At 43.1% G+C, this 20,862-nt stretch carries 19 protein-coding genes; 4 read left to right on the top strand and 15 right to left on the bottom strand.

Features of this window, described 5'->3' with window-relative positions; translation table 11 throughout:
- Positions 1 to 17: 17 nt before the first annotated feature.
- From meaB to LCM09_RS16805, 6 genes are all read right to left on the bottom strand, one after another.
- Entirely contained in the window at positions 18 to 971 is a 954-nt protein-coding gene (meaB, locus tag LCM09_RS16830) for a methylmalonyl Co-A mutase-associated GTPase MeaB (RefSeq protein ID WP_224884296.1), read from the bottom strand.
- A 14-nt stretch (positions 972 to 985) separates the two neighbouring features.
- On the bottom strand, positions 986 to 2,128 hold the full coding sequence (locus tag LCM09_RS16825; protein WP_224884294.1) for an acyl-CoA dehydrogenase: 1,143 nt from the start codon (positions 2,126 to 2,128) through the stop codon (positions 986 to 988).
- A gap of 828 nt (positions 2,129 to 2,956) precedes the next feature.
- On the bottom strand, positions 2,957 to 4,099 hold the full coding sequence (locus LCM09_RS16820; protein WP_224884292.1) for an acyl-CoA dehydrogenase: 1,143 nt from the start codon (positions 4,097 to 4,099) through the stop codon (positions 2,957 to 2,959).
- A gap of 20 nt (positions 4,100 to 4,119) precedes the next feature.
- On the bottom strand, positions 4,120 to 4,974 hold the full coding sequence (locus tag LCM09_RS16815; protein ID WP_224884290.1) for a 3-hydroxybutyryl-CoA dehydrogenase: 855 nt from the start codon (positions 4,972 to 4,974) through the stop codon (positions 4,120 to 4,122).
- A 19-nt stretch (positions 4,975 to 4,993) separates the two neighbouring features.
- Entirely contained in the window at positions 4,994 to 6,172 is a 1,179-nt protein-coding gene (locus tag LCM09_RS16810; protein ID WP_224884288.1) for an acetyl-CoA C-acetyltransferase, read from the bottom strand.
- Between the two features lie 152 nt (positions 6,173 to 6,324).
- Positions 6,325 to 8,433 carry a (Fe-S)-binding protein gene (locus LCM09_RS16805; RefSeq protein ID WP_224884286.1) on the bottom strand — a complete coding sequence of 703 codons (2,109 nt, stop codon included), beginning with the start codon at positions 8,431 to 8,433 and terminating at the stop codon, positions 6,325 to 6,327.
- Between the two features lie 249 nt (positions 8,434 to 8,682).
- On the opposite strand from LCM09_RS16805, the gene cls reads away from it, so the two are divergent.
- Positions 8,683 to 9,867 carry a cardiolipin synthase gene (gene cls, locus LCM09_RS16800; protein WP_224884284.1) on the top strand — a complete coding sequence of 395 codons (1,185 nt, stop codon included), beginning with the start codon at positions 8,683 to 8,685 and terminating at the stop codon, positions 9,865 to 9,867.
- A 77-nt stretch (positions 9,868 to 9,944) separates the two neighbouring features.
- Positions 9,945 to 10,901, top strand: a complete 957-nt coding sequence (uvsE, locus tag LCM09_RS16795) for a UV DNA damage repair endonuclease UvsE (RefSeq protein ID WP_224884282.1) — start codon at positions 9,945 to 9,947, stop codon at positions 10,899 to 10,901.
- On the opposite strand, the gene LCM09_RS16790 is transcribed toward uvsE, so the two are convergent.
- A complete protein-coding gene (locus LCM09_RS16790; protein ID WP_224884280.1) occupies positions 10,864 to 11,646 on the bottom strand; it encodes an alpha/beta fold hydrolase in 783 nt (260 codons plus the stop codon). The genes uvsE and LCM09_RS16790 overlap by 38 nt on opposite strands.
- Before the next feature lie 79 nt (positions 11,647 to 11,725).
- The gene (locus LCM09_RS16785; RefSeq protein ID WP_224884278.1) at positions 11,726 to 11,896 is read right to left on the bottom strand and encodes a XapX domain-containing protein; all 171 of its coding nucleotides are present in this window, start codon (positions 11,894 to 11,896) and stop codon (positions 11,726 to 11,728) included.
- Between the two features lie 247 nt (positions 11,897 to 12,143).
- Between LCM09_RS16785 and LCM09_RS16780 the strand changes: the two genes are divergently transcribed.
- Positions 12,144 to 12,614 carry a nucleoside deaminase gene (locus tag LCM09_RS16780; RefSeq protein WP_224884276.1) on the top strand — a complete coding sequence of 157 codons (471 nt, stop codon included), beginning with the start codon at positions 12,144 to 12,146 and terminating at the stop codon, positions 12,612 to 12,614.
- A 44-nt stretch (positions 12,615 to 12,658) separates the two neighbouring features.
- Here the strand turns inward: LCM09_RS16780 and argS are convergent, their stop codons facing one another.
- The 5 genes from argS to bacA form a co-directional block, all read right to left on the bottom strand.
- A complete protein-coding gene (argS, locus tag LCM09_RS16775; RefSeq protein WP_224884274.1) occupies positions 12,659 to 14,320 on the bottom strand; it encodes an arginine--tRNA ligase in 1,662 nt (553 codons plus the stop codon).
- Positions 14,317 to 14,745: a YwiB family protein gene (locus LCM09_RS16770; protein WP_224884273.1), complete on the bottom strand. Its 429-nt coding sequence runs from the start codon at positions 14,743 to 14,745 to the stop codon at positions 14,317 to 14,319. The genes argS and LCM09_RS16770 overlap by 4 nt, the downstream gene beginning before the upstream one ends.
- Before the next feature lie 87 nt (positions 14,746 to 14,832).
- Positions 14,833 to 15,711, bottom strand: a complete 879-nt coding sequence (speB, locus tag LCM09_RS16765; protein ID WP_224884271.1) for an agmatinase — start codon at positions 15,709 to 15,711, stop codon at positions 14,833 to 14,835.
- A gap of 11 nt (positions 15,712 to 15,722) precedes the next feature.
- Positions 15,723 to 16,550: a polyamine aminopropyltransferase gene (gene speE / locus LCM09_RS16760; protein ID WP_224884269.1), complete on the bottom strand. Its 828-nt coding sequence runs from the start codon at positions 16,548 to 16,550 to the stop codon at positions 15,723 to 15,725.
- A gap of 208 nt (positions 16,551 to 16,758) precedes the next feature.
- On the bottom strand, positions 16,759 to 17,538 hold the full coding sequence (gene bacA / locus LCM09_RS16755) for an undecaprenyl-diphosphate phosphatase (protein ID WP_224884268.1): 780 nt from the start codon (positions 17,536 to 17,538) through the stop codon (positions 16,759 to 16,761).
- A 144-nt stretch (positions 17,539 to 17,682) separates the two neighbouring features.
- Between bacA and LCM09_RS16750 the strand changes: the two genes are divergently transcribed.
- Positions 17,683 to 19,743 carry a transglycosylase domain-containing protein gene (locus tag LCM09_RS16750; protein ID WP_224884266.1) on the top strand — a complete coding sequence of 687 codons (2,061 nt, stop codon included), beginning with the start codon at positions 17,683 to 17,685 and terminating at the stop codon, positions 19,741 to 19,743.
- 131 nt (positions 19,744 to 19,874) lie between these two features.
- On the opposite strand, the gene LCM09_RS16745 is transcribed toward LCM09_RS16750, so the two are convergent.
- Positions 19,875 to 20,129: a DUF2164 domain-containing protein gene (locus tag LCM09_RS16745; protein WP_224884264.1), complete on the bottom strand. Its 255-nt coding sequence runs from the start codon at positions 20,127 to 20,129 to the stop codon at positions 19,875 to 19,877.
- A gap of 172 nt (positions 20,130 to 20,301) precedes the next feature.
- A complete protein-coding gene (locus LCM09_RS16740) occupies positions 20,302 to 20,829 on the bottom strand; it encodes a YwhD family protein (protein ID WP_224884262.1) in 528 nt (175 codons plus the stop codon).
- Positions 20,830 to 20,862 lie beyond the last annotated feature (33 nt).

The following is a 20,862-nucleotide window of genomic DNA, read 5'->3' as shown; positions in this document are numbered from 1 at the left end:
AATACCCAGCCCCTTCCTCAGCCTTTGTCTACTTTCTCTCCGTAATAGTCATCCAGTAGCCTGACTGCAGCTGAATAAGGATCGATCGACCCATTCTTTACATCTTCTACCCAGCTTTTGTTGTTCTGCTCTTCTTTCTCGACTAACCTCTTCATCATTTCAGCATGAACCACTTCGATTACTTCACGTTCAAGAGAGGTTTTCCTCCTCCGATCCCGTTCACCAGATTCTTTCATGTATTGTATGTGCTCCGTCAATCGCTCCCACACTTCATCGATTCCTTGATTCTTCACAGAAACCGTCTTAACGATAGGAGGGCGCCAGTCAGCATCATGCTTCACGATATCCAGCATGCTTTCAAGCTCTGCTAGTAACTTCGGAACACCTGACAAATCCGCTTTGTTTACGATGAACATATCGGCAATTTCCATGATTCCAGCTTTGAACACCTGAACAACATCACCACTGCCTGGATTTAATAAGACGGCTATGGAATCAGCAATCTTCATAATGTCTAATTCTGACTGCCCCACACCTACTGTTTCGATTAAAATGACATCGAATCCGAACGCATCCATGAGCCTTACTGTTTCTTTTGACGTTCGTGACAATCCCCCTAGACTACCTCTTGTACCCATGCTCCGGATAAAGACGCCCGGGTCAGTAAAATGCTCGGCCATCCGCACGCGGTCTCCTAGAAGAGCACCTCCACTGAAGGGGCTCGTGGGATCAACGGCCACGACCCCGACAGTAAGGTCTAACTTTCTCAGGTACGTGATGAGGCGATTGACGAGTGAGCTTTTACCTGCACCAGGTGAGCCAGTTAATCCGATATAATGCGCACGTCCAGTCATGGGGTGAATGTCTTTTAACAGCTCAAGTTTTCCTTCTGCGTCGTTTTCAACTAAACTGATCGCTTTTGCCAGTGCACGTTCATCGCGTTTCGAAATTCGTTCTGCAAGTGATTCCATGCTACTCATCCTTCTTAATCAGCTAATAGCATTCTTGAAATAACAAGACGCTGAATTTCGTTAGTTCCTTCATAAATTTGCGTTATTTTCGCATCTCTCATATAGCGTTCAACAGGGTAATCTTTCGTGTACCCATAACCGCCAAACACTTGAACAGCTTCTGTTGTTACTTCCATCGCAATGTCACCTGCATATAACTTAGACATCGCCGATTCTTTTCCGTAAGGAAGTCCCTGACTCTCTTTCCAAGCAGCCTGATAGGTTAGTAGTCTTGCAGCTTCGACCTTTGTCGCCATGTCAGCAAGCTTAAAACCGATTCCCTGGTTTTCACCGATCGCTTTACCGAACTGCTTACGTTCTTTCGCGTAAGCTGTAGCCGCATCAAGTGCTCCTTGTGCAATCCCAACCGCTTGAGCTGCGATCCCATTACGTCCACCGTCTAGCGTCTTCATGGCGATCTTAAAACCTTGACCTTCATCGCCAAGACGATTCGCAACCGGAACGCGGCAGTCTTCAAAAATGATTTCAGTCGTAGGAGAAGAACGAATTCCTAGTTTCTTTTCCTTCTTTCCAACAGAGAATCCTAGAGTATCACTTTCTACGATGAACGCGGTGATCCCTTTATGCCGCTTTTCTTTGTCCGTTTGTGCAAACACGATATAGATTTCCGCTTCCCCACCATTTGTGATGAAGATCTTTGAACCATTGATCACATAGTGGTCACCGTCAAGCTTTGCTGTCGTTTTCATGCCACCTGCGTCGGAACCTGATCCTGGCTCAGTAAGACCATAAGCTCCCATCATTTTTCCTTCTGCCATCGGACGAAGGAACTTCTGCTTTTGCTCTTCCGTACCAAATGCGTGTACAGGCCACCCAGCTAGAGATGTATGTGCAGATAACGTTACACCAGTTGATGCACAAACTCTTGAAAGCTCTTCAACTGCGATTACGTAGCTTAAGTAGTCAGATCCAATGCCGCCGTATTCCTCTGACCAAGGGATCCCAGTTAAGCCAAGCTCAGCCATATGTGTAAAATGCTCGCGATCGAAGCGTTCTTCTTCATCACGCTCACCAGCTGTTGGTTCTACTTCTTTCTTAGCAAAGTCACGCACCATTTTCCGTAGCATTTCATGTTCTTCTGAAAGTTGAAAGTTCATATGAGGTTCTCTCCTTTAGGTTTATGTGTGAGAAGGAGCGTTTTCTCTCTTGGTGGGGTCTAGATGTGCTCCTTTTGGGTGGTTTGTATTGATTTATTGGGCGGAAGGACGTTTTATTGTCCAATTTGCCGATTTATTAGCTAAAATTTGATTTTATTGTCTAGAATGGGATTTTATTAGCTGATTGATTCTAGGGTGGGAGGGATGTATATGGGCTCCCTCCGGTTTTTCTGTCTAGCTTCACGGGCGAAATCCTTCAGCCGTTTCGCCCCTTCGGGTGAGACAAAAAGCGTCTCATCCTCACGAGCTCCAACATCCTACGGATTTAAACGAGCCCGCTCCACTTTTCGTGTCCAGCTGCACTGGCCAGCCCCTCGGGTCGCTTCACCATATCAATTGAACACAAAAAACGTGTTCATTTGATATGGCTCCAGCGCCTGTCGGGGCTAAGCGGCCCGTTCCGCTTTTCGTGTCGAGCTGCAGCGCCCAGCCCCTCGGGTCGTTTCACCTTTTCGATTGAACACACAAATCGTGTTCATTCGAAAAGGTTCCAACGCCTGTCGGGGCTTGACGGGCGCCTCCGCTTTTCCTGGCTAGCTGCGGGTCGCAGAAACTTCAATATTTCACTCTCTCACAGGAACACAAAGAACGTGTTCCCATTCGAGAGTTCCAATATTGCTGTTTCTGAACGCTCCCCTTCGCTTTTCCTGGCTAGCTGCGGCTCCTTGGCTCTCGAGTCGCTTCACCTTTTCAATTGAACACAAAGAGCGTGTTCATTTGAAAAGGTTCCAGCGCTTGTCGAGCCAGACCAGTCGCCTCCGCTTTTCTTTACTTCATCATACCCCTACTAATCACGATCTTCTGTATTTCACTCGTGCCTTCGTAGATTTCGCAGACTTTTGCGTCTCTGAAAAGGCGTTCTACTGGGTAGTCTTTTGTGTAGCCGTAGCCTCCGTAGACTTGGACGGCTTCGATGGATGCTTTTACGGCTGCTTTTGAGGCGAATAGTTTCGCCATTGAGACTTGTTGCATGCATGGAATGCCTTGGTTTTTGAGATCTGCAGCGCGATAGGTTAATAGTTTGGCTGCTTCTACTTCTGTTGCCATATCTGCAAGCTTGAACCCAAGTCCTTGGTTTTGTCCGATCGGTTTACCAAATTGCTGTCTTTCTTTTGCATAGGAGACAGAATAATTTAGTGCGGCTTCTGCAATACCAAGAGATTGTGCTGCGATTCCGATTCGACCACTCTCTAGGTTTGCCATCGCGATCTTGAAGCCTTGCCCTTCTTCACCGAGTCGGTTCTCAACAGGAACACGTGCGTTATCAAAAATAATTTCGACTGTATTTGAACCGTTCAATCCCATTTTCTTTTCTTTCTTCCCGATGCTGAATCCTGGGGTATCTTTATGGACGATAAATGCCGTAACTCCCTTACTTCCTTTTTCCTCTGCATTCGTGCGTGCGAATGCAACGTACGTGTCCGCTTCGCCGCCGTTCGTGATGAAAACTTTAGAGCCGTTTAGCTTATAGTGATCTCCATCACGGACAGCACGCGTTTTCATGCTGCTCGCATCAGAACCAGAACCTGCTTCAGTTAGCGCAAATGCGCCGAGGTACTCTCCTGTTGCAAGCTTTGGAATATATCGCTGTTTCTGTTCTTCTGTTCCAAAATTCAGGATAGGCAGTGTGCCAACAGATGTATGCACAGATAAGATTACGCCGATTGTGGCACTAACCTTTGAAAGCTCATGAATCGCTATGATATAAGAGGTGTAGTCCATCTCCGCTCCACCATATGCTTCAGGAATGGGAATACCCATTAGACCGAGTTCACCCATACGCTTGATGATGTCACGTGGGAATTCATCGGTTTCTTCCATCTTCTCAACGAATGGCGCAATTTCTTTTTCTGCAAAATCTCTGACCATCTTTTGCATCATTTTTTGTTCTTCAGTAAAAACAAGCTCCATCTCTGTTCCTCCTCTTGATGTTAATCCTGATACTGGTAGAATCCTCTTCCAGTCTTACGTCCTAACCAGCCGGCTTTTACATACTTGCGGAGCAGCGGGCATGGGCGATATTTGTCGTCCCCAAAGCCTTCCTGGAGCGTTTCCATAATATACAGACATGTGTCGAGACCAATAAAATCAGCAAGAGTAAGGGGCCCCATCGGATGGTTCATTCCAAGCTTCATTACTTGGTCGATATCTTCTGGAGATGAAACCCCTTCGTATACCGTATAAATCGCTTCATTGATCATCGGCATCAAGATGCGGTTCGATACGAAGCCTGGGAAATCATTTACTTCAACCGGAGACTTTTTCAAATGTTTAGCGAGCGTTTCAACTGCATTGAACGTTTCTTCAGTCGTCGCAAGACCTTTGATGATCTCGACTAATTTCATGACAGGAACAGGGTTCATAAAGTGCATGCCGATCACTTTTTCTGGACGCTTTGTTACTGCGGCAATTTCAGTGATTGGAAGTGATGACGTATTCGTTGCGAGAATCGTATGGTCTTGTGCGATTTCATCAAGACGAGAGAAAAGGTTACACTTTACTTCCATGTTCTCGACAGCTGCTTCAATCACGATATCAACGTTCTTAGCGTCATTAAGATCTGTTGTTCCTTGCACAAGATCCATCCCTCTGATGAGGTCTTTTTGAGAAATTCGTTCCTTCTCTACCTGCTTAGAAAGATTGCCTTCGATTCTTGATAACCCTTTATCAATAAATTCTTGCTTAAGATCGTTCAAGTACACCTTGTATCCTGCCATCGCACAAACCTGTGCGATTCCAGATCCCATTTGTCCTGCACCGATGACCATTACTGATTTGATTTCCATGTTCATTCCTCCCTCTTAGTTATACCTGCACCATGATTGCATCGCCTTGACCGCCGCCACTGCATATCGCTGCAATACCTACGCCACCGCCGCGTCTTTTCAACTCATGAACAAGCGTGATTAGAATGCGTGAACCACTAGCGCCGATCGGATGACCTAGAGCAACTGCACCGCCATGAACATTAACCTTTTCTTCATCTAAGGAAGCAATTTTTCCGCTTGCGAGTGCAACAGCTGCAAATGCTTCGTTTATTTCAAACAAATCGATATCGTCGAGTGTCTTGCCTGTTTTCTTAAGTAGTTCATTAATTACGAGGCCTGGCGTTTGCGGGAAGTCTTTCGCTTCCACCGCGATCGCTGTATGAGCAAGAATCGTTGCCATTGTCTCTTTGCCTTCTTTTTCTGCACGTTCTTCAGACATCAATACAAGCGCACCTGCTCCATCGTTGACGCCAGGCGCATTTCCTGCAGTGATCGTTCCGTCAGCACCAAATACCGGCTTTAGATTTCCAAGACTCTCAACTGTTGTTCCTTTTCTAGGCGCCTCATCGTGCTCGACCAAAAGCGGCTCGCCTTTACGCTGTGGCACTTCAACAGGTACGATTTCTTCAGCGAAAATCCCCTCTTCCATTGCCTTTACAGCGCGCTCTTGACTTCTAAAAGCCCATTTGTCTTGTTCTTCTCTTGATACTTCATATTCCTCTGCCGTCGTATTTCCGTAAACACCCATATGGCATCCATCGAATGAGCACGTAAGACCATCATGTACCATAAGGTCGACGATTTTCTTATCTCCCATACGCATCCCAAAGCGTGCTTCTTTCATAATGTAAGGCGCATTGCTCATCGATTCCATACCACCTGCGACGATTACTTCTTCATCACCTGCGCGAATGATTTGATCAGCCATCGTGACACTACGAAGTCCAGATGCACATACTTTGTTGATCGTTTCCGTTTTCACTTCCCAAGGAATTCCAGCATGTCTTGCTGCCTGACGAGATGGAATCTGACCCTGACCACCTTGAAGGACTGAACCCATGATGACTTCACCGACTTGATCTCCGTCGATACCTGCGCGCTTCAATGATTCCTTGATTGCAATGCCACCTAGCTGTGAAGCTTCCAGAGATTTAAGTGCTCCGCCGAATTTTCCAAAAGGTGTTCTAACTCCACTCACAATAACTGTTTTGCCCATTCTAAAAACCTCCTCAATTAGTTGAAAACGCTCTCAAAAATCCTGATACATAAGCGACTGAACGCTCGTTCACCCTGTTTTCTCATAATAAAACACAAAGGAAGGAGCTCACACCGGAGTTCCCTCCCGCATAAGCTTCCTTTTGTGCCTTCTTATTGAACAATCGCTTCTTCTTGAACGATCGAACGTTCAAGGATTTCGACGATATCAAGTGTAGCAACTTCTTCTTCTGCTTCTTTTGCCTTAGTACCATCACTCATCATCGTTAAGCAATACGGACAAGCGCTTCCGATAACAGATGGCTTCACGCTTAGTGCTTGTTCAGTTCTAGTAACGTTGATACGTGAACCTGTATCTTCTTCCGTCCACATTAGACCACCACCAGCACCACAGCACATTCCGTTTTCACGATTTCGATCCATTTCGATTACCTCTACGCCAGGGATACTGCGTAAGATTTCACGTGGCGGATCGTATACTTCGTTGTACCTTCCAAGGTAACAGGAATCGTGATACGTGATTCTTTCATTGACCTCGTTTACAGGCTTCAGTTTTCCTTCTTTAATCCAGTCATATAAAAGTTCTGTATGGTGATAAACCTCTGCTTCAAGTCCAAACTCTGGATACTCATTTTTTAGAGAGTTATAAGCATGAGGGTCGATCGTAACGATTTTTGAAATGTTATGTTTCTGGAACGTCTCGATGTTTTTCTGTGCGAGATCCTGGAATAAAAACTCATTCCCTACACGACGAGGCGTATCTCCTGAATTCTTCTCTTTGTTTCCGAGGATCGCAAAGGAAATGCCTGCTTCATTCATGATTTTGGCAAATGAAGCTGCGATTTTCTGGCTTCGATTATCGTAAGATCCCATTGAGCCAACCCAGAAAAGGTATTCAAACTCTTCACCAGCTTTTTCTTTCTCTTTCACTGTTGGTACAACGATATCATCACGCATGTCGCGCCAGTTCTCACGCTCTTTACGACTGATTCCCCAAGGGTTACCTTGACGCTCGATGTTTGTGATCGCACGCTGAACGTCGCTGTCCATCTTTCCTTCCATAAGGACGAGGTGACGACGCATATCGATGATCTTGTCCACGTGCTCGTTTTCAACCGGGCACTGATCTTCACAGTTACGGCACGTTGTACATGCCCAGATTTCTTCTTCTGTGATAACGCTACCAATCAACTCATCACCGACAAGACTTTCAGCCGTAGCTGCCGTCTCCTGCTGGCCACGTGCTTCATAAGCGAGCTGATTACCAGAAGTATCTGAGAAAGCGTATGCTGGCATCCAAGGTGTTCTAGATGTTACTGCAGCGCCTTTTTCAGTTAAATGATTACGAAGCTTCACGATCAGCTCCATTGGAGAAAGGATCTTACCAGTAGCTGTCGCTGGGCACATGTTTGTACAGCGTCCACATTCTACACATGCGTAGAGATCAACAAGCTGCTTTTGGTTAAAGTCTTCAATCGTATTTACACCGTATGTTTCTTTGCTCTCATCTTCAAAATCGATCGATGCAAGCTGTCCAACCTTATGTGTACGACCAAGGAATACGTTAACTGGTCCTGCAATTAAGTGTGCATGCTTCGATTGTGGTACATACACGAGGAACGTTAACAATACGAGAAGATGAACCCACCATGAGAAAAAGAATAGCGCGATGGCTGCAGTCTCGTTAATCCAAGAGAAAACAAATGCGATGGCAGATGCTATAGGAGCACTCCAAGAATATTCGATATTATGCCAAATTATTTCCATTCCGTTTCCGAAAAGGACAGAAACCATTAGTAATCCGATAAATAGTAGGACAAGTCCTGCTTTAAAACCTTTTTTCAATCGAGCGATCGCCTCGATATATCGTCTGTAAAATGCCCAGATAACGGCTACAAGGATCATGACGGTCACAAGTTCTTGGAAGAATGTAAACGCTGGATACAATGGTCCAAGCGGTAGATGTGATCCAGGTGAAAGACCTTTGATAACCATATCGATGGCACCGAACTGAACGAGTAGGAAACCGTAGAACATCATGACATGGATGGTTCCACTCTTCTTATCCTTTAATAATTTCTTTTGCCCAAATACTTTTACAACGATCGCTTCAAGTCGTTCTTTCATGGAGCGATCGAATTCTGCTTTCTTTCCTAGCTTAATAAATTCATAACGCGTTTTAACAACGTACCCAAATAAGAAGAATGCGTAAGCGGTTACAACAATGAAAGCAATCCAGTTGATGATCAATAAAACATCCATGTTGGCAAAATCTCCTTTCATGTCATTCTTTCTTGTAAGAACGCTTTACCTTGGATGTTGAACAAGAGTTATGTCCCCCGACTGTTCGAACAACTTTATGAAAACGCTTTAAGTCAGAATGAAAGTAATTTTCTGAATAAATTATAACATATATTTCACTGAATGAGCATTCAGTCAGGGAACTTTTTTAGTTTTTATTATTTTGGGCAAACTATTTTTATGGATTTTATTTGAATCGAGGTGTGTCGAATGGTCTTTTTTATCCTTATTTTTGTAGTGTTGATCTGGATGTCGATCGATCTTACATTAGGAGCGATGAAACGAAGAAAGAATTCTGCTTCACTCATGAAAGAAATATCAGCTGATTTAGATTTCGTGTCAGATGGAGATGATTTTTTTCGCATTTTGTTAAAAGACCTCGATGCAGCTGAAAAGCACATTCATATGATGTTCTTTATCTTACGAGATGATAAAACAGGAAATGAATTCATCGATAAACTTTGTGAGAAAGCTTCCTCTGGCGTAAGCGTTAAGTTGCTGGTCGACTATATCGGAAGCAAAAATATAAAAAAAAGCACGATCAGGAAAATGAAAGAATGTGGAATCCACTTTTCGTATTCTAGAAAAGCGACCTTCCCTCTCTTATTTACGTCTCTTAACGAAAGAAATCACAGGAAGATAACCGTGATCGATGGGAAAGTTGGTTATATGGGTGGATTCAACATTGGAAAAGAGTACGCGGGGAAAGATCCGAAGTTTGGCTATTGGCGTGATTATCACTTACGATTTCAGGGTGAAGCAGTGTACGAACTACAAAAACAGTTTTTATCAGACTGGACTCGAGAAAACAATGCCACCAAACTAGATGACGACTTTTTCCCATCACTACCTGAGGGGAATGCGACCGTAAACCTTCACATAACGAATGGGAGCAACGTCGAAGGCATGTTTATTTCTCTTATCGACCAAGCAGTAACTTCAATCTACATCGGTACTCCATACTACATCCCAGGGGCTAACGTACAGAAGAGTATTCTACGTGCTGTGGGTAGAGGCGTGAATGTGAAAATCATTCTACCGATACGAGCAGACCATCCATTTGTACAAGAAGCATCATTCCCCTACCTGGTTGAACTCATCGAAGCAGGATGTGACATTCATCAGTATATGAACGGATTTTTCCATGCTAAGGTATTGTTGGTCGACGATCACGTATGTGACATCGGAACAGCTAATTTCGATATGAGGAGTTTTACGATCAATGGCGAGATCAACTGCATCTTTCGTGACCAAGAGACGATTAGAAAAGTTAAAGAAACCATCGAACGAGATATTGTGCAATCAGAACCCCTTCACTTAAAAAGGTTGAAAGATAGAACGGTGAAAAACCGTCTTATCGGTCCGATCGCAAGAGCCCTCTCCCCTTTTCTATAAACAACGCTCTACATGCGGTTTCGTACAATCATAGCAGGGAATGTATGTAGTAACACATTTGAAAGGATGCTCACTCCATGAAACTGCGGTTTGGTTATGTATCACATGCACTTGCATTATATGAAGCAACTCCCGCTCGAACGATGACGTTTGCTCGTTACAGCAAACTCTCCAAAGAGGAACGAGAGGACAAGCTTCTATCCGTAACGGATACAAACTTAACGAACACATTACGAGCGCTGCATTACAATATTGCTCATGAAATAAAGCTTTATCGAATGTCTTCATCGATCGTCCCTTTAGCTACCCACCCTGAAGTGAAATGGGACTATCAAACGCCTTTTCGAGAAAAGTTCAAAGAAATTGGCGACCTTGTTAAAAAACATAACCTTAGAGTGAGCTTTCACCCAAATCAGTTCACACTATTCACAAGTCCGAGACAGCAAGTAACTGAAAATGCAGTGATCGACCTTGAATATCATACGTCCATGCTTGAATTGATGGGTCTCGATAACAGTGCCATCACAAATATTCACATCGGTGGTGCATATGGTGACAAAGAAGCTACGCTAGAGCGATTTCACCAAAATTTCGAAACGGTTCCAGAACGAATCAAGTCCCGAATTACGCTAGAAAACGACGATAAAACATATAACGCTGAAGAAACGTTAGATGTGTGCGAAGAAACAGGCGTGCCGTTTATCTTTGATTATCACCATCATATGGCAAATCAGGGGAATGGACTTCCAGACCGCTTTTTCGAACGCGTTGAAAACACGTGGAAAAATCGCGGCGTTTCCGTGAAATATCATTTATCCTCACCAAAATCAGAAAGTGCCTACAGAAGCCACGCCGATTATGTTGACCCTGAATTTGCTTTACCTTTTCTTGAGATGCTTAAAGAACATGGTGAAGATGCCGACATCATGATTGAAGCAAAGAAAAAAGACCTTGCTGCCCTTAAATTGGTAGAAGATCTTTCGTCGATTCGTGGAGTTAAACGATTGGATGGGAGTACGCTTTTATGGAAGTGAGAAATGCCAGTAATGCGTGATTAAATTCTCTAGATGATTTCGTTGGTATTTCATGAAAAGTATTTGATACCCTAACAGTCCTTACAGAGGGAACGGCTTTTTCATACATTGTCTGATAATGATGAAAATAAAATGCAAATTGACCGGTTAAATGTAATAAGGGAATATGTAAATCGGGAAGCTTTTCTACACAGGTGTATAAGCGCCCTTTTACATAGAACTGTTTTAATACCTCTGGATCTGTCATTTGAATATAAGAACGTAGTATTCGAAACTCAGCATCCGTTTTTGCATGGCTTTTCGCTATAATCCAGGAAAGAGCTTTCAGGTTATATGCAAGAGAAATTCCTGCTTTAAACTCCAGATTAAGAAAAGGGTCATTAACCTCAGGGAAGCCTCCACATAACACGAGGGCGACCACTCGATGTTGATGATTAATGGCAAATTCCTGAGCTATACTGCCTCCACTCGAATAACCAATAATAACAGCACGATCGATATGGAGAGCATCCATGAAGTTTTCCAGATCATCTGCTAGAAGGGAAATTGACAGCTCATCGTTACCCGATGAGCTCTTTCCATGTCCCCTCATATCAAACAGCAAAACACGAAAAAAACGTGTGAGTTCCTTTTGTTTATGGAAAACAGCATGTCCCATTCCAGGAGGATGAAGAAAGATTAATGGCAAACCTTCACCTTCGTCTTCATAAAATATTCTTGCATTTTTCAAATAAGCATATGGCATATAATCAGTCCTTATCTTGAGTAAATAAAATGCTTTCGTCAGGTTTGAGCGAAAGCATTGTTATCTTACAAAATAATTGTTAATTAAAGAATGCTCCTGAGAAATACTCATAAGCCCTAAAGCCAAGGTAAATACCAATAATTCCGGCGATTCCTGCAAACGCTGGAGGAGCAGGAATCGGTAGCTTGAAAATCGCAAATACCAAACCGACAATAAATCCGGTCATAATGGCAAGTAAAACCATTTTCATAAAATCGCTCCTTTTATTTTAAAGTATCCCCGTAGTTACTGAGGAATATGAAGACGTATTGAAGCACTCCGACTTTCAAAAGCTTGGTGTAAATCCGCTCAAAGTTGCAACTAGACTATTCTATCAAAAACATAACACGATACACCATGGAATTATTTACATAACGATGTCGCTTACACAAGATACTAACGATAGGTATATCCTCTTCTTTGTCTAATAGTTTATTACAAGGAGTGTGATGAGGTCTATGACACATGAAGATTGGTTAAATGAAGCGATAAAGCTAGCAACTACTAGCGTAATGAGCAATCAAGGCGGACCTTTTGGTGCGATCGTCGTAAAAGACGGACGAATTGTTGGTCAAGGTAATAACCAGGTTACGTCCACCAACGATCCGACCGCTCATGCGGAGGTTGTTGCGATAAGAGACGCATGTACGAACATCGGAGCTCACCAGCTTACAGGTTGCACCATTTATTCAAGCTGTGAACCATGTCCAATGTGTCTTGGAGCCATTTATTGGTCTCGACCCCAAAACGTGTATTTTGCTGCAACGCGACTTGAAGCTGCAGAGTCAGGGTTTGATGATGCGCTTATCTATAATGAGATTGAAAAACCACCTCACGAGCGACTCATTCCCTTTCATCACATCGATTTAGCCGATAGTAAAAAGCCGTTTGAAATATGGGGAAGTCACTCTGGTCGAATTGATTATTAAGTATGAAAAAAACGTCAGGAGTGCTCCTGACGTTTTTGTATGAGTTACATCTTTTCTGGCGCTGATACACCAATGATTTCAAGCGTGTTTTGGATCGTTTGCTGAACAGCCTGCATCAATTTAAAGCGAGCTGCACTCAACTGGAGGTTTTCAGGGTCAAGTACACGTTCAGCATTATAAAAGCTATGAAGTGCTGCAGCAAGTTCGAACGCATAGTTCGTAATGCGGTGCGTCATACGCTTATCAGCTGCTTCAGCGATTGCTTCAGGAAGCTCTCCAAGCTTCTTCAGAAGATCTATTTCTTTCTCAGAAGAAATGAGTGATAGATCTGCATCTTCCTTCAATTCCATCTCTTTCCCTTGACGAAGCATGCTGCACACTCTCGCATGCGCGTACTGTACGTAATAAACTGGGTTTTCATTGGATCTCGAAACAGCAAGGTCCATATCAAAGTCTAGGTGAGAATCAGAGCTTCTCATAGAGAAGAAATAACGCATCGCATCGATTCCTACTTCGTCCATCAACTCTCGAAGCGTAACGGCTTTACCTGTACGTTTACTCATCTTCATTTTCTCGCCGTCTTTAAACAGATTCACCATCTGAATAATCTCTACTTCGAGCTGTTCTCTCTTATACCCTAGTGCTTCGATCGCCGCTTTCATTCTAGGAATATACCCATGATGATCAGCGCCCCAAATGTTGATCAGCTTATCGAATCCACGGTCAAGCTTATCTTGGTGATATGAAATGTCTGGAGTTAGGTAAGTGTACGAGCCATCACCTTTAATCAAGACACGGTTTTTGTCGTCACCATATTCCGTTGAGCGGAACCATGTTGCGCCGTCTTCTTCAAACGTTTCACCGCGCTCATGAAGCTTAGCAAGGACCTTGTCGATCTTTCCAGACGTATAGAGTGATGTTTCAGAGAACCAAACATCGAATTCAACGCCAAATTCTGCTAAGTCTTTCTTCAATTTCTCAAGCTCTCGCTCAAGGCCATAGTCACGGAAGTACTGATAACGTTCTTTTTCATCAAGCTCAAGAAGGCGATCGCCATCTTTTTCAGCTAGATCTTTACCGAACTGAACGATATCTTGTCCTTGATAACCGTCTTCAGGCATCTCTTTTTCCATACCGAGTGCTTGCATGTAACGTGCTTCAAGTGAAAGCGCTAGGTTATGAATCTGATTTCCCGCATCATTAATGTAATATTCTCTTGATACCTCATATCCTGCGCGTTCAAGGATATTGCAGAGCGTGTCACCGTAAGCTGCACCACGAGCATGTCCTAAGTGAAGGCTTCCGGTAGGGTTCGCGGAAACAAACTCTACTTGGATTTTTTCATTTTTGTTGGACGACTTTCCATAATCACTGCCTTTTTCGAGGATCATTGGGATAAGCTCGTTCAAATAACTCGTTTCCATAAAAAAGTTAATAAAGCCAGGCCCAGCAATATCAATTTGCTTAATAGATGCTTTGTCCATATCTAAGTTAGCTTTGATATCTTCTGCAATGGCTCTAGGTGCTTTCTTAGCAATACGAGCAAGTTGCATGGCCATGTTCGTCGCATAGTCACCATGCGCTTTATCTTTGGGAGATTCAAGAATTACCTCAGGAATCTCACTCTCACTCGCGAGTCCCGCTTGAATGACGGCAACTTTTATCTCTTCTTTCAACTGTTCTTTCTTTTGCTCAACACTGTTCATTGACTTGCTCCTTTCCAGCTTAGCGACAGCTCATGTCGCTGCGTTTCGTCTTCTTCAAGATATAGCATATAGCGAAGGGTCAAACGCCCTTTGTTTTGTTCTCGATCGACCAGCTGCTCGATTCGTTCTGTACGAATTTGCATCGGCATAGAACCGAACGGCGTTTTATAGAGGCTTTCTGAAAGCTGCCCTGGCGCAAAGCTCTGGCGCATCGAAAGCGCCCCTCTACGGATTACCGTCACCTGCTGATTATCTATTTTTACAGTTGTAGAAACCTGTCCGATTTCAAGGTCTTCTTCGTATCGTAAGTAAAGGGAGTTCCCTTTCTCGATTAGCTTCCCTTGAATAGTATGATTAGAAGTTTCTTTTTCCTTACCAGATTGAATTCTAGATTCAATCGTCAAATTGATCGGATGATCGCTCATCGAATTCACGTCCTTACACATCATTAACTTTCTTATTATATGAGAAAAAGAGGCTGTATTCAAATTGAATACAGCCTCTGTCCAATTTTATTCTTTGTGAGTCCACCCGAGTAGCATTTCTCGAATGAATTTACTTGCTGCGATCGGCGTCTTTTCTGAAGGGTCATAAACTGGTGCTACCTCGACTAAATCAGCTCCAACAACACGCACACCAGCGTTTGCGATCAACGAGATTGCCTCTAGCAATTCTTTTGAAGAAATACCTCCAGCCTCAGCTGTCCCTGTACCAGGTGCATACGCTGGATCCAATACATCGATATCAATCGTTACGTAGACGTTTCGGCCTTTAAGTGATGGAAGAATGTTCTTCAAAGGTTCAACTACTTCGAACTTCGACATATGCATTCCGGAGTCCTTAGCAAATTGAAACTCTTCTCGCATTCCAGAACGAATTCCAAATGAGAACACATTCTCTGCACCGATCAAACCACATATTTTCCGAACAGGAGTGGAATGAGATAGCGCCTCTCCTTCGTACTCTTCTCGAAGATCCGCATGAGCATCGATATGAATAACAGCAAGGTCTTCATATTTTTTGTTGAAGGCTTTAATAATCGGCCATGTTACAAGATGCTCTCCTCCCATACCGAGTGGAAACTTTCCTTTTTCTAGCAAGGAATCAATGTATTCTTCGATAAGATCGATGCTTCGCTCAGGATTTCCAAAAGGTAGCGGAATATCGCCTGCGTCAAAATAACGGATTTCTTCAAGGTGCTTGTCCATGTATGGACTATACTCCTCAAGCCCGAGTGATGCTTCCCTTATGCGAGCTGGACCAAACCTTGATCCAGGTCGAAAGCTTACTGTCCAGTCCATCGGCATACCATAAATCACAACATCACTATCTTCAAATGAGGGGTTGCTCAAAATAAATACATTTCCTGAATAAGCCTCATCAAATTTCATAGCTGCTCTCCTTATTTCAAAAGATCCTGTACAAATTTAGGAAGTGCGAAACACGCACTGTGAAGTTCTTTTGTATAATATTTCGTATCGATTTCATGGAAACGGCTTTCTTCAACTTCTAGGGGATCTACTTTCTTCGAACCAATCGTAAATGTCCATAGACCGCTCGGATACGTAGGGATATTAGCTGTATAAACACGTGTGATTGGGAAGATTTCCTTCACATCGTTTTGAACTTGAGAAATAAGGTCTGCCTTGAACCACGGGTTGTCCGTTTGAGCGACAAAGATACCATCTTCCTTCAAGGCTTTTGAAATTCCTTCGTAAAATCCTCTTTCAAATAGCTTCGCAGCTGGGCCAACTGGCTCAGTTGAATCTACCATGATCACATCATAGTCATTCTCACTTTCCGCGATATGCATAAAGCCATCAGCTACTAGAACTTCGACGCGCTCATTTTCAAGTTCCCCAGCAATTGTAGGTAAATATTTCTTTGAGTACTCGATTACTTTTCCATCGATTTCGACTAGAACTGCTTTTTCTACTGAAGGGTGCTTCAGTACTTCTCGAATCACTCCACCGTCACCGCCACCAACGACGAGTACATGTTTTGGGTTCGGATGCGTGAAAAGGGGTACGTGAGCGACCATCTCATGGTAAACAAACTCATCCTTCTCTGTCGTCATGACCATGCCATCTAATACGAGCATCTTTCCAAACTCTTCTGTTTCGATTACGTCTAGGCGCTGGAAATCTGTTTGTTCTGTGTGAAGCGTTTGTTTAATTTTCGCTGTTATGCCAAAGCGCTCTGTCTGTTTCTCTGTATACCATAATTCCATCTCTACCACTCCTCAAAGTCTATCTCTTTATCTAAGCTGTTCCCGATTCAGTTATCTCAAAACAGGCTTAGTATATCGCAAAAAGCCCTATGTGAATCTAAAAGTTATCTTATTTTATACTATCCGTTTTCTATCCTATCATTAATCGTAAAGCACAAGAAAAGTATAGTTTACTTCTATAAAAAAGCAAGAGAATTTTTCACTTCGGTTAGAAAAGAATCATCCACACGAAGAAAGCAAGAATAAACCGGTAGATTGCAAATGGAATGAGGCGGACGCGCTCGATAAATCGGATAAATGTTACAATAGCAATAAGCGCAACAAGAAATGCTACGACGAAACCAACAGCAAACATAGGTATGTCTGCAACAGTCAAATACTTATAGCTTTTCAGAAGATCAAACCCACTTGCAGCAACCATCATAGGTACTGCTAATATAAACGAAAATTCTGCGGCCGTCTTATGCGTCGTACCAAGCAATACCCCACCAGAAATTGTTGCTCCAGATCGTGAAAAGCCAGGCCACAATGCGAGACACTGAAAAACTCCAATCGAAAAAGCTTGTTTCAGCGTGAGGTCGTCTAAATCAGAGGTTACGGAAGCTGTTCTCTTTACGTCTGCTAGAATCATAAATACGCCACCTAAAACGAGGCCAAAGACGACCGTATATGGAGAAAATAGATACGTTTTGATGACGTTATGAAGTAAGAACCCTGCTATGATAGCAGGAATCATCCCTAGGATAATGTGCATAAGAGAAAGTCCATCACCTTCTTTAAATGAAAATAAGTCGATAAACCTTTTTCTATACATCACCACTACCGCAAGAATCGCCCCAAGCTGGATAACGATTTCAAACGTCTTCGCCCGCTCGTCTACAAAGTGTAACCAGTAGCCTGTCAGAATTAAGTGACCCGTAGATGATACAGGTAAGAATTCAGTCAGCCCTTCAACCACCCCAAGAATGATCGCAATAAGGTATTCCATTGCACTCTCTCCCTCTGTACAAAATGACACTCATTAGTTGTATCCTATTCAGAAAGTGGACAATTATTTTTATAGATTGTTGTGTTTAAGAGTTTACCTATTGTCACATACTAGATTTAAACAAGAAATGTGGGGGTGAACCACATGAAATCGATGAGTGAACGCTTTGAATATTGGAAGCGCTGGGGGAAACTATTTTTACGATTGATGGTCATCGGTACACTTTTTGTCGGCCTATCAGTAGGATCGATCTATTTGCTTGCCGTTTTCGTTGGTGCACCACCTCTTCAGGTACCGCAAACAACGATTTATTATGATATTGATGACAATGTGATAGGAGAAAGCAACCAGAGTGGACAAAATCGGTATTGGGTTAAGCTTGACGATATTTCCCCTGCTTTGGTCGATGCGACGATCGCCATTGAAGATCGAAGCTTCTACGATCATTTCGGATTTGACTTTAAACGAATTGGCGGGGCAGTTCTGGCTGACCTAAAAGCGATGGCGAAAGTTCAAGGAGCGAGTACGATCACGCAGCAATACGCGAGGAATCTATTTCTAGAGCACGACAAAACGTGGAAGCGTAAAGTACTTGAAGCATTCTATGCCTATCGACTTGAAGTTCACTATTCAAAAGAAGACATTCTAGAAGGCTATCTCAACACAATCTATTATGGACACGGCGCATATGGCGTCGAAGCCGCTGCTAGGTCGTATTTTGGTAAGGCAGCTGATGAACTTTCTATTTCTGAATCGGCCATGCTTGCCGGAATTCCAAAAGGGCCAAGCTACTACTCTCCGTATGCAGATTCAGATCGTTCTAAAGAACGACAGCGCACTGTTTTGAATGCCATGGTGACAACGAACAAATTAACTAAGGCTGAAGCAGTCGCTGCTGAAAATGAAGCGATGGCGCTACAGGCCTTCAACGAGGAAAAAATAGATTCAGAAACAGCTCCTTATTTTACAGCTGAAGTGAAAAAGGAATTAAGAAATAAACTTTCGTTAGATGAAAGAATCATTGAAGAAGGCGGTCTTCACGTCTACACAACGTTAGATTCAGCCATGCAGAAAAAGGCTGAGGACTTAGTTTCAAATTCAATAGAAGAAGAAAGTGACATCCAAGCAGCACTCGTTTCCATGGATCCGAAAACTGGGGCAATCAAGGCGATGGTTGGAGGACGTGATTACACAGAAAGTAAATTCAACCGTGCGACGATGGCGAAACGAACACCAGGGTCAACGTTTAAACCATTACTCTACTATGCTGCGATGAACAATGGCTTCACACCGTCTACGCTTGTTAGAAGTGAGCCTACGAACTTTTATTATGATGGTGATAAGAAGACCTATTCACCTCATAACTATGGAGATGCATATGCAAATGATGAAATTACCATCGCCCAAGCGCTCGCACTTTCCGATAATATCGTAGCCGTTAAAACGCATATGTTTCTTGAAGAGAAGACGCTCGTCGATACAGCAAAGAAGTTCGGGATCAAGAGTAAATTATCGGCGATCCCCTCTCTTGCACTCGGAACGAAGCCAGTTGGGATTTTGGAAATGACCGAAGCTTACAGCATGCTTGCAAATGGAGGATACAGTGTTGAACCCCATTACATCGAGAGAGTGACAGATCGTGACGGCAACCTTATCTATGAAAATAATTCCAAAAATGAACTAGTGTTGAAACCGGAAGCTGCATTTGTCACAACAAGCATGATGACAGGAGTTTTTGATGAATCCCTAAATGATTATACAAAGGTAACGGGTTCTGGGGTCGATCATTTACTTTCAAGACCCGCTGCTGCAAAAACCGGATCCACCTCAACTGACAGTTGGATGGTAGGCTTCACGCCACAACTCGCTACGTCCGTATGGATTGGTTACGATGAAGGCAAGAAACTAAACCATCGAAACGATGGGTTCTACGCAAAGAAAATCTGGGCTCATTTTGTTGAGGATGCACTAGAAGGAGAGAAAGTGAAGGAATTCAAGGCTCCTGAAGGTGTGGTTGGAATTGAAATCGATCCGCAAACAGGAAAGATTGCAGATGAAGATTGTCCAAACAAGAGGCTGACCTATTATATAGAAGGAAGCGAACCTCACGAAGTGTGTGATGTTCACGTAGATGCCCATCACCAACAGGACCTTCAAGAAGATAAGAAAGGGTTCTTGGACCGTTTCTTTAACTGGATAAGGTAACCTTTTAAAAGAGTTGGTTGCTTTCCGCTCCAATCAACTAGAATAGTTATTTATATTAAAAAAACCTTCTTTTTACTATCAAGGCTAAAAAACTTCACCAAAAAAGGACGCTACTCATGGCGTCCTTTTACTTATCTCTTCACTTCTGGGTCTGGTTTGATCAATGAATCCAAATCTTGCTCGATGCTTATCCACTTTTGCTCTGTCATTCCGATCGCATCCTTCACTCCTCTGTTGTAAAAGGATGGGCCCATTTCTGACATGATGAAATGAAGGAAATTTTCTGCAGCAAGTTCACCGATCTCTTCGTCACGTTCATTATAAAAGTACATTTGAATGCGTTCGATAAGATCTTGTTTTTTCTCACGAGGAAACTGTTTCCACACGTCGATCACTCCTAACCATTATTTAGGATAAGTATATCAAAAACAAAGCAGCCCGGAGAAACTTCTCCGGGCTGCTTCGCGTCCTAGCTATATGTGCTGTGTACTCTAATTTTAATCCTACTCTTTTGAAAGCTCAAGCGTTTTCATTACTTGTTCAAAAAAAGGTCAAAACTTATTTCTCAAGTGCTTGTTTCAACTCATCACTAGAGCGATCGTAAACCTCTTTATCGAAGTCGATTAAATAATTTCGAAGCATCTCTCTTGATTTATCATCCATATGATCAACAACTACTCGCCCTTTCATGGACTTATCCATGTTGTTCACATGTTCAGGCATACTCTTCCAAGCACGCTTCGCCTCCGCGTTCAAGAAGAATTCACATGCTCCTATGCCATAATAAAGTGGTCCTTCTTCTGTTCGTTGAAGTGTGACCCAGACGATCCATGCTGTATGACCATTAGGTACCTCTTCTTTTGTTTTGACTAGCTTTTTACGCTTTTCAAGCGCGCTTCTTGCATGCAAAGCACCGATATCTACATAAACTTCGTCTGTCGTAGGGTCGATGATTACTGGTGATACGTTATCAAGGTTAATGGTTCCAACACCATATCCTCCATGACCATCTGTAGAATCACCACTCAAAATATTAAAGCTTGTTGAAGGCTTTTTCTTCGGCTTCTTTTCTTCATCTTTTGCCACGTTGAACGACCTCCTCTGTTCATTATTCTCCGC

Origin of the sequence: Guptibacillus algicola (assembly GCF_020171805.1) — a bacterium.
Classification (GTDB): Bacteria; Bacillota; Bacilli; order Bacillales; family Guptibacillaceae; genus Guptibacillus; species Guptibacillus algicola.
This window is presented reverse-complemented; position numbering and strand designations above follow the sequence as displayed.

What these genes read in the sequence shown, in the direction of transcription:
- meaB (WP_224884296.1), bottom strand. Translation starts at nt 971, where the DNA reads ATGGAATCACTTGCAGAACGAATTTCGAAACGCGATGAACGTGCACTG.
- LCM09_RS16825 (WP_224884294.1), bottom strand. Translation starts at nt 2,128, where the DNA reads ATGAACTTTCAACTTTCAGAAGAACATGAAATGCTACGGAAAATGGTG.
- LCM09_RS16820 (WP_224884292.1), bottom strand. Translation starts at nt 4,099, where the DNA reads ATGGAGCTTGTTTTTACTGAAGAACAAAAAATGATGCAAAAGATGGTC.
- LCM09_RS16815 (WP_224884290.1), bottom strand. Translation starts at nt 4,974, where the DNA reads ATGGAAATCAAATCAGTAATGGTCATCGGTGCAGGACAAATGGGATCT.
- LCM09_RS16810 (WP_224884288.1), bottom strand. Translation starts at nt 6,172, where the DNA reads ATGGGCAAAACAGTTATTGTGAGTGGAGTTAGAACACCTTTTGGAAAA.
- LCM09_RS16805 (WP_224884286.1), bottom strand. Translation starts at nt 8,433, where the DNA reads ATGGATGTTTTATTGATCATCAACTGGATTGCTTTCATTGTTGTAACC.
- cls (WP_224884284.1), top strand. Translation starts at nt 8,683, where the DNA reads ATGGTCTTTTTTATCCTTATTTTTGTAGTGTTGATCTGGATGTCGATC.
- uvsE (WP_224884282.1), top strand. Translation starts at nt 9,945, where the DNA reads ATGAAACTGCGGTTTGGTTATGTATCACATGCACTTGCATTATATGAA.
- LCM09_RS16790 (WP_224884280.1), bottom strand. Translation starts at nt 11,646, where the DNA reads ATGCCATATGCTTATTTGAAAAATGCAAGAATATTTTATGAAGACGAA.
- LCM09_RS16785 (WP_224884278.1), bottom strand. Translation starts at nt 11,896, where the DNA reads ATGAAAATGGTTTTACTTGCCATTATGACCGGATTTATTGTCGGTTTG.
- LCM09_RS16780 (WP_224884276.1), top strand. Translation starts at nt 12,144, where the DNA reads ATGACACATGAAGATTGGTTAAATGAAGCGATAAAGCTAGCAACTACT.
- argS (WP_224884274.1), bottom strand. Translation starts at nt 14,320, where the DNA reads ATGAACAGTGTTGAGCAAAAGAAAGAACAGTTGAAAGAAGAGATAAAA.
- LCM09_RS16770 (WP_224884273.1), bottom strand. Translation starts at nt 14,745, where the DNA reads ATGAGCGATCATCCGATCAATTTGACGATTGAATCTAGAATTCAATCT.
- speB (WP_224884271.1), bottom strand. Translation starts at nt 15,711, where the DNA reads ATGAAATTTGATGAGGCTTATTCAGGAAATGTATTTATTTTGAGCAAC.
- speE (WP_224884269.1), bottom strand. Translation starts at nt 16,550, where the DNA reads ATGGAATTATGGTATACAGAGAAACAGACAGAGCGCTTTGGCATAACA.
- bacA (WP_224884268.1), bottom strand. Translation starts at nt 17,538, where the DNA reads ATGGAATACCTTATTGCGATCATTCTTGGGGTGGTTGAAGGGCTGACT.
- LCM09_RS16750 (WP_224884266.1), top strand. Translation starts at nt 17,683, where the DNA reads ATGAAATCGATGAGTGAACGCTTTGAATATTGGAAGCGCTGGGGGAAA.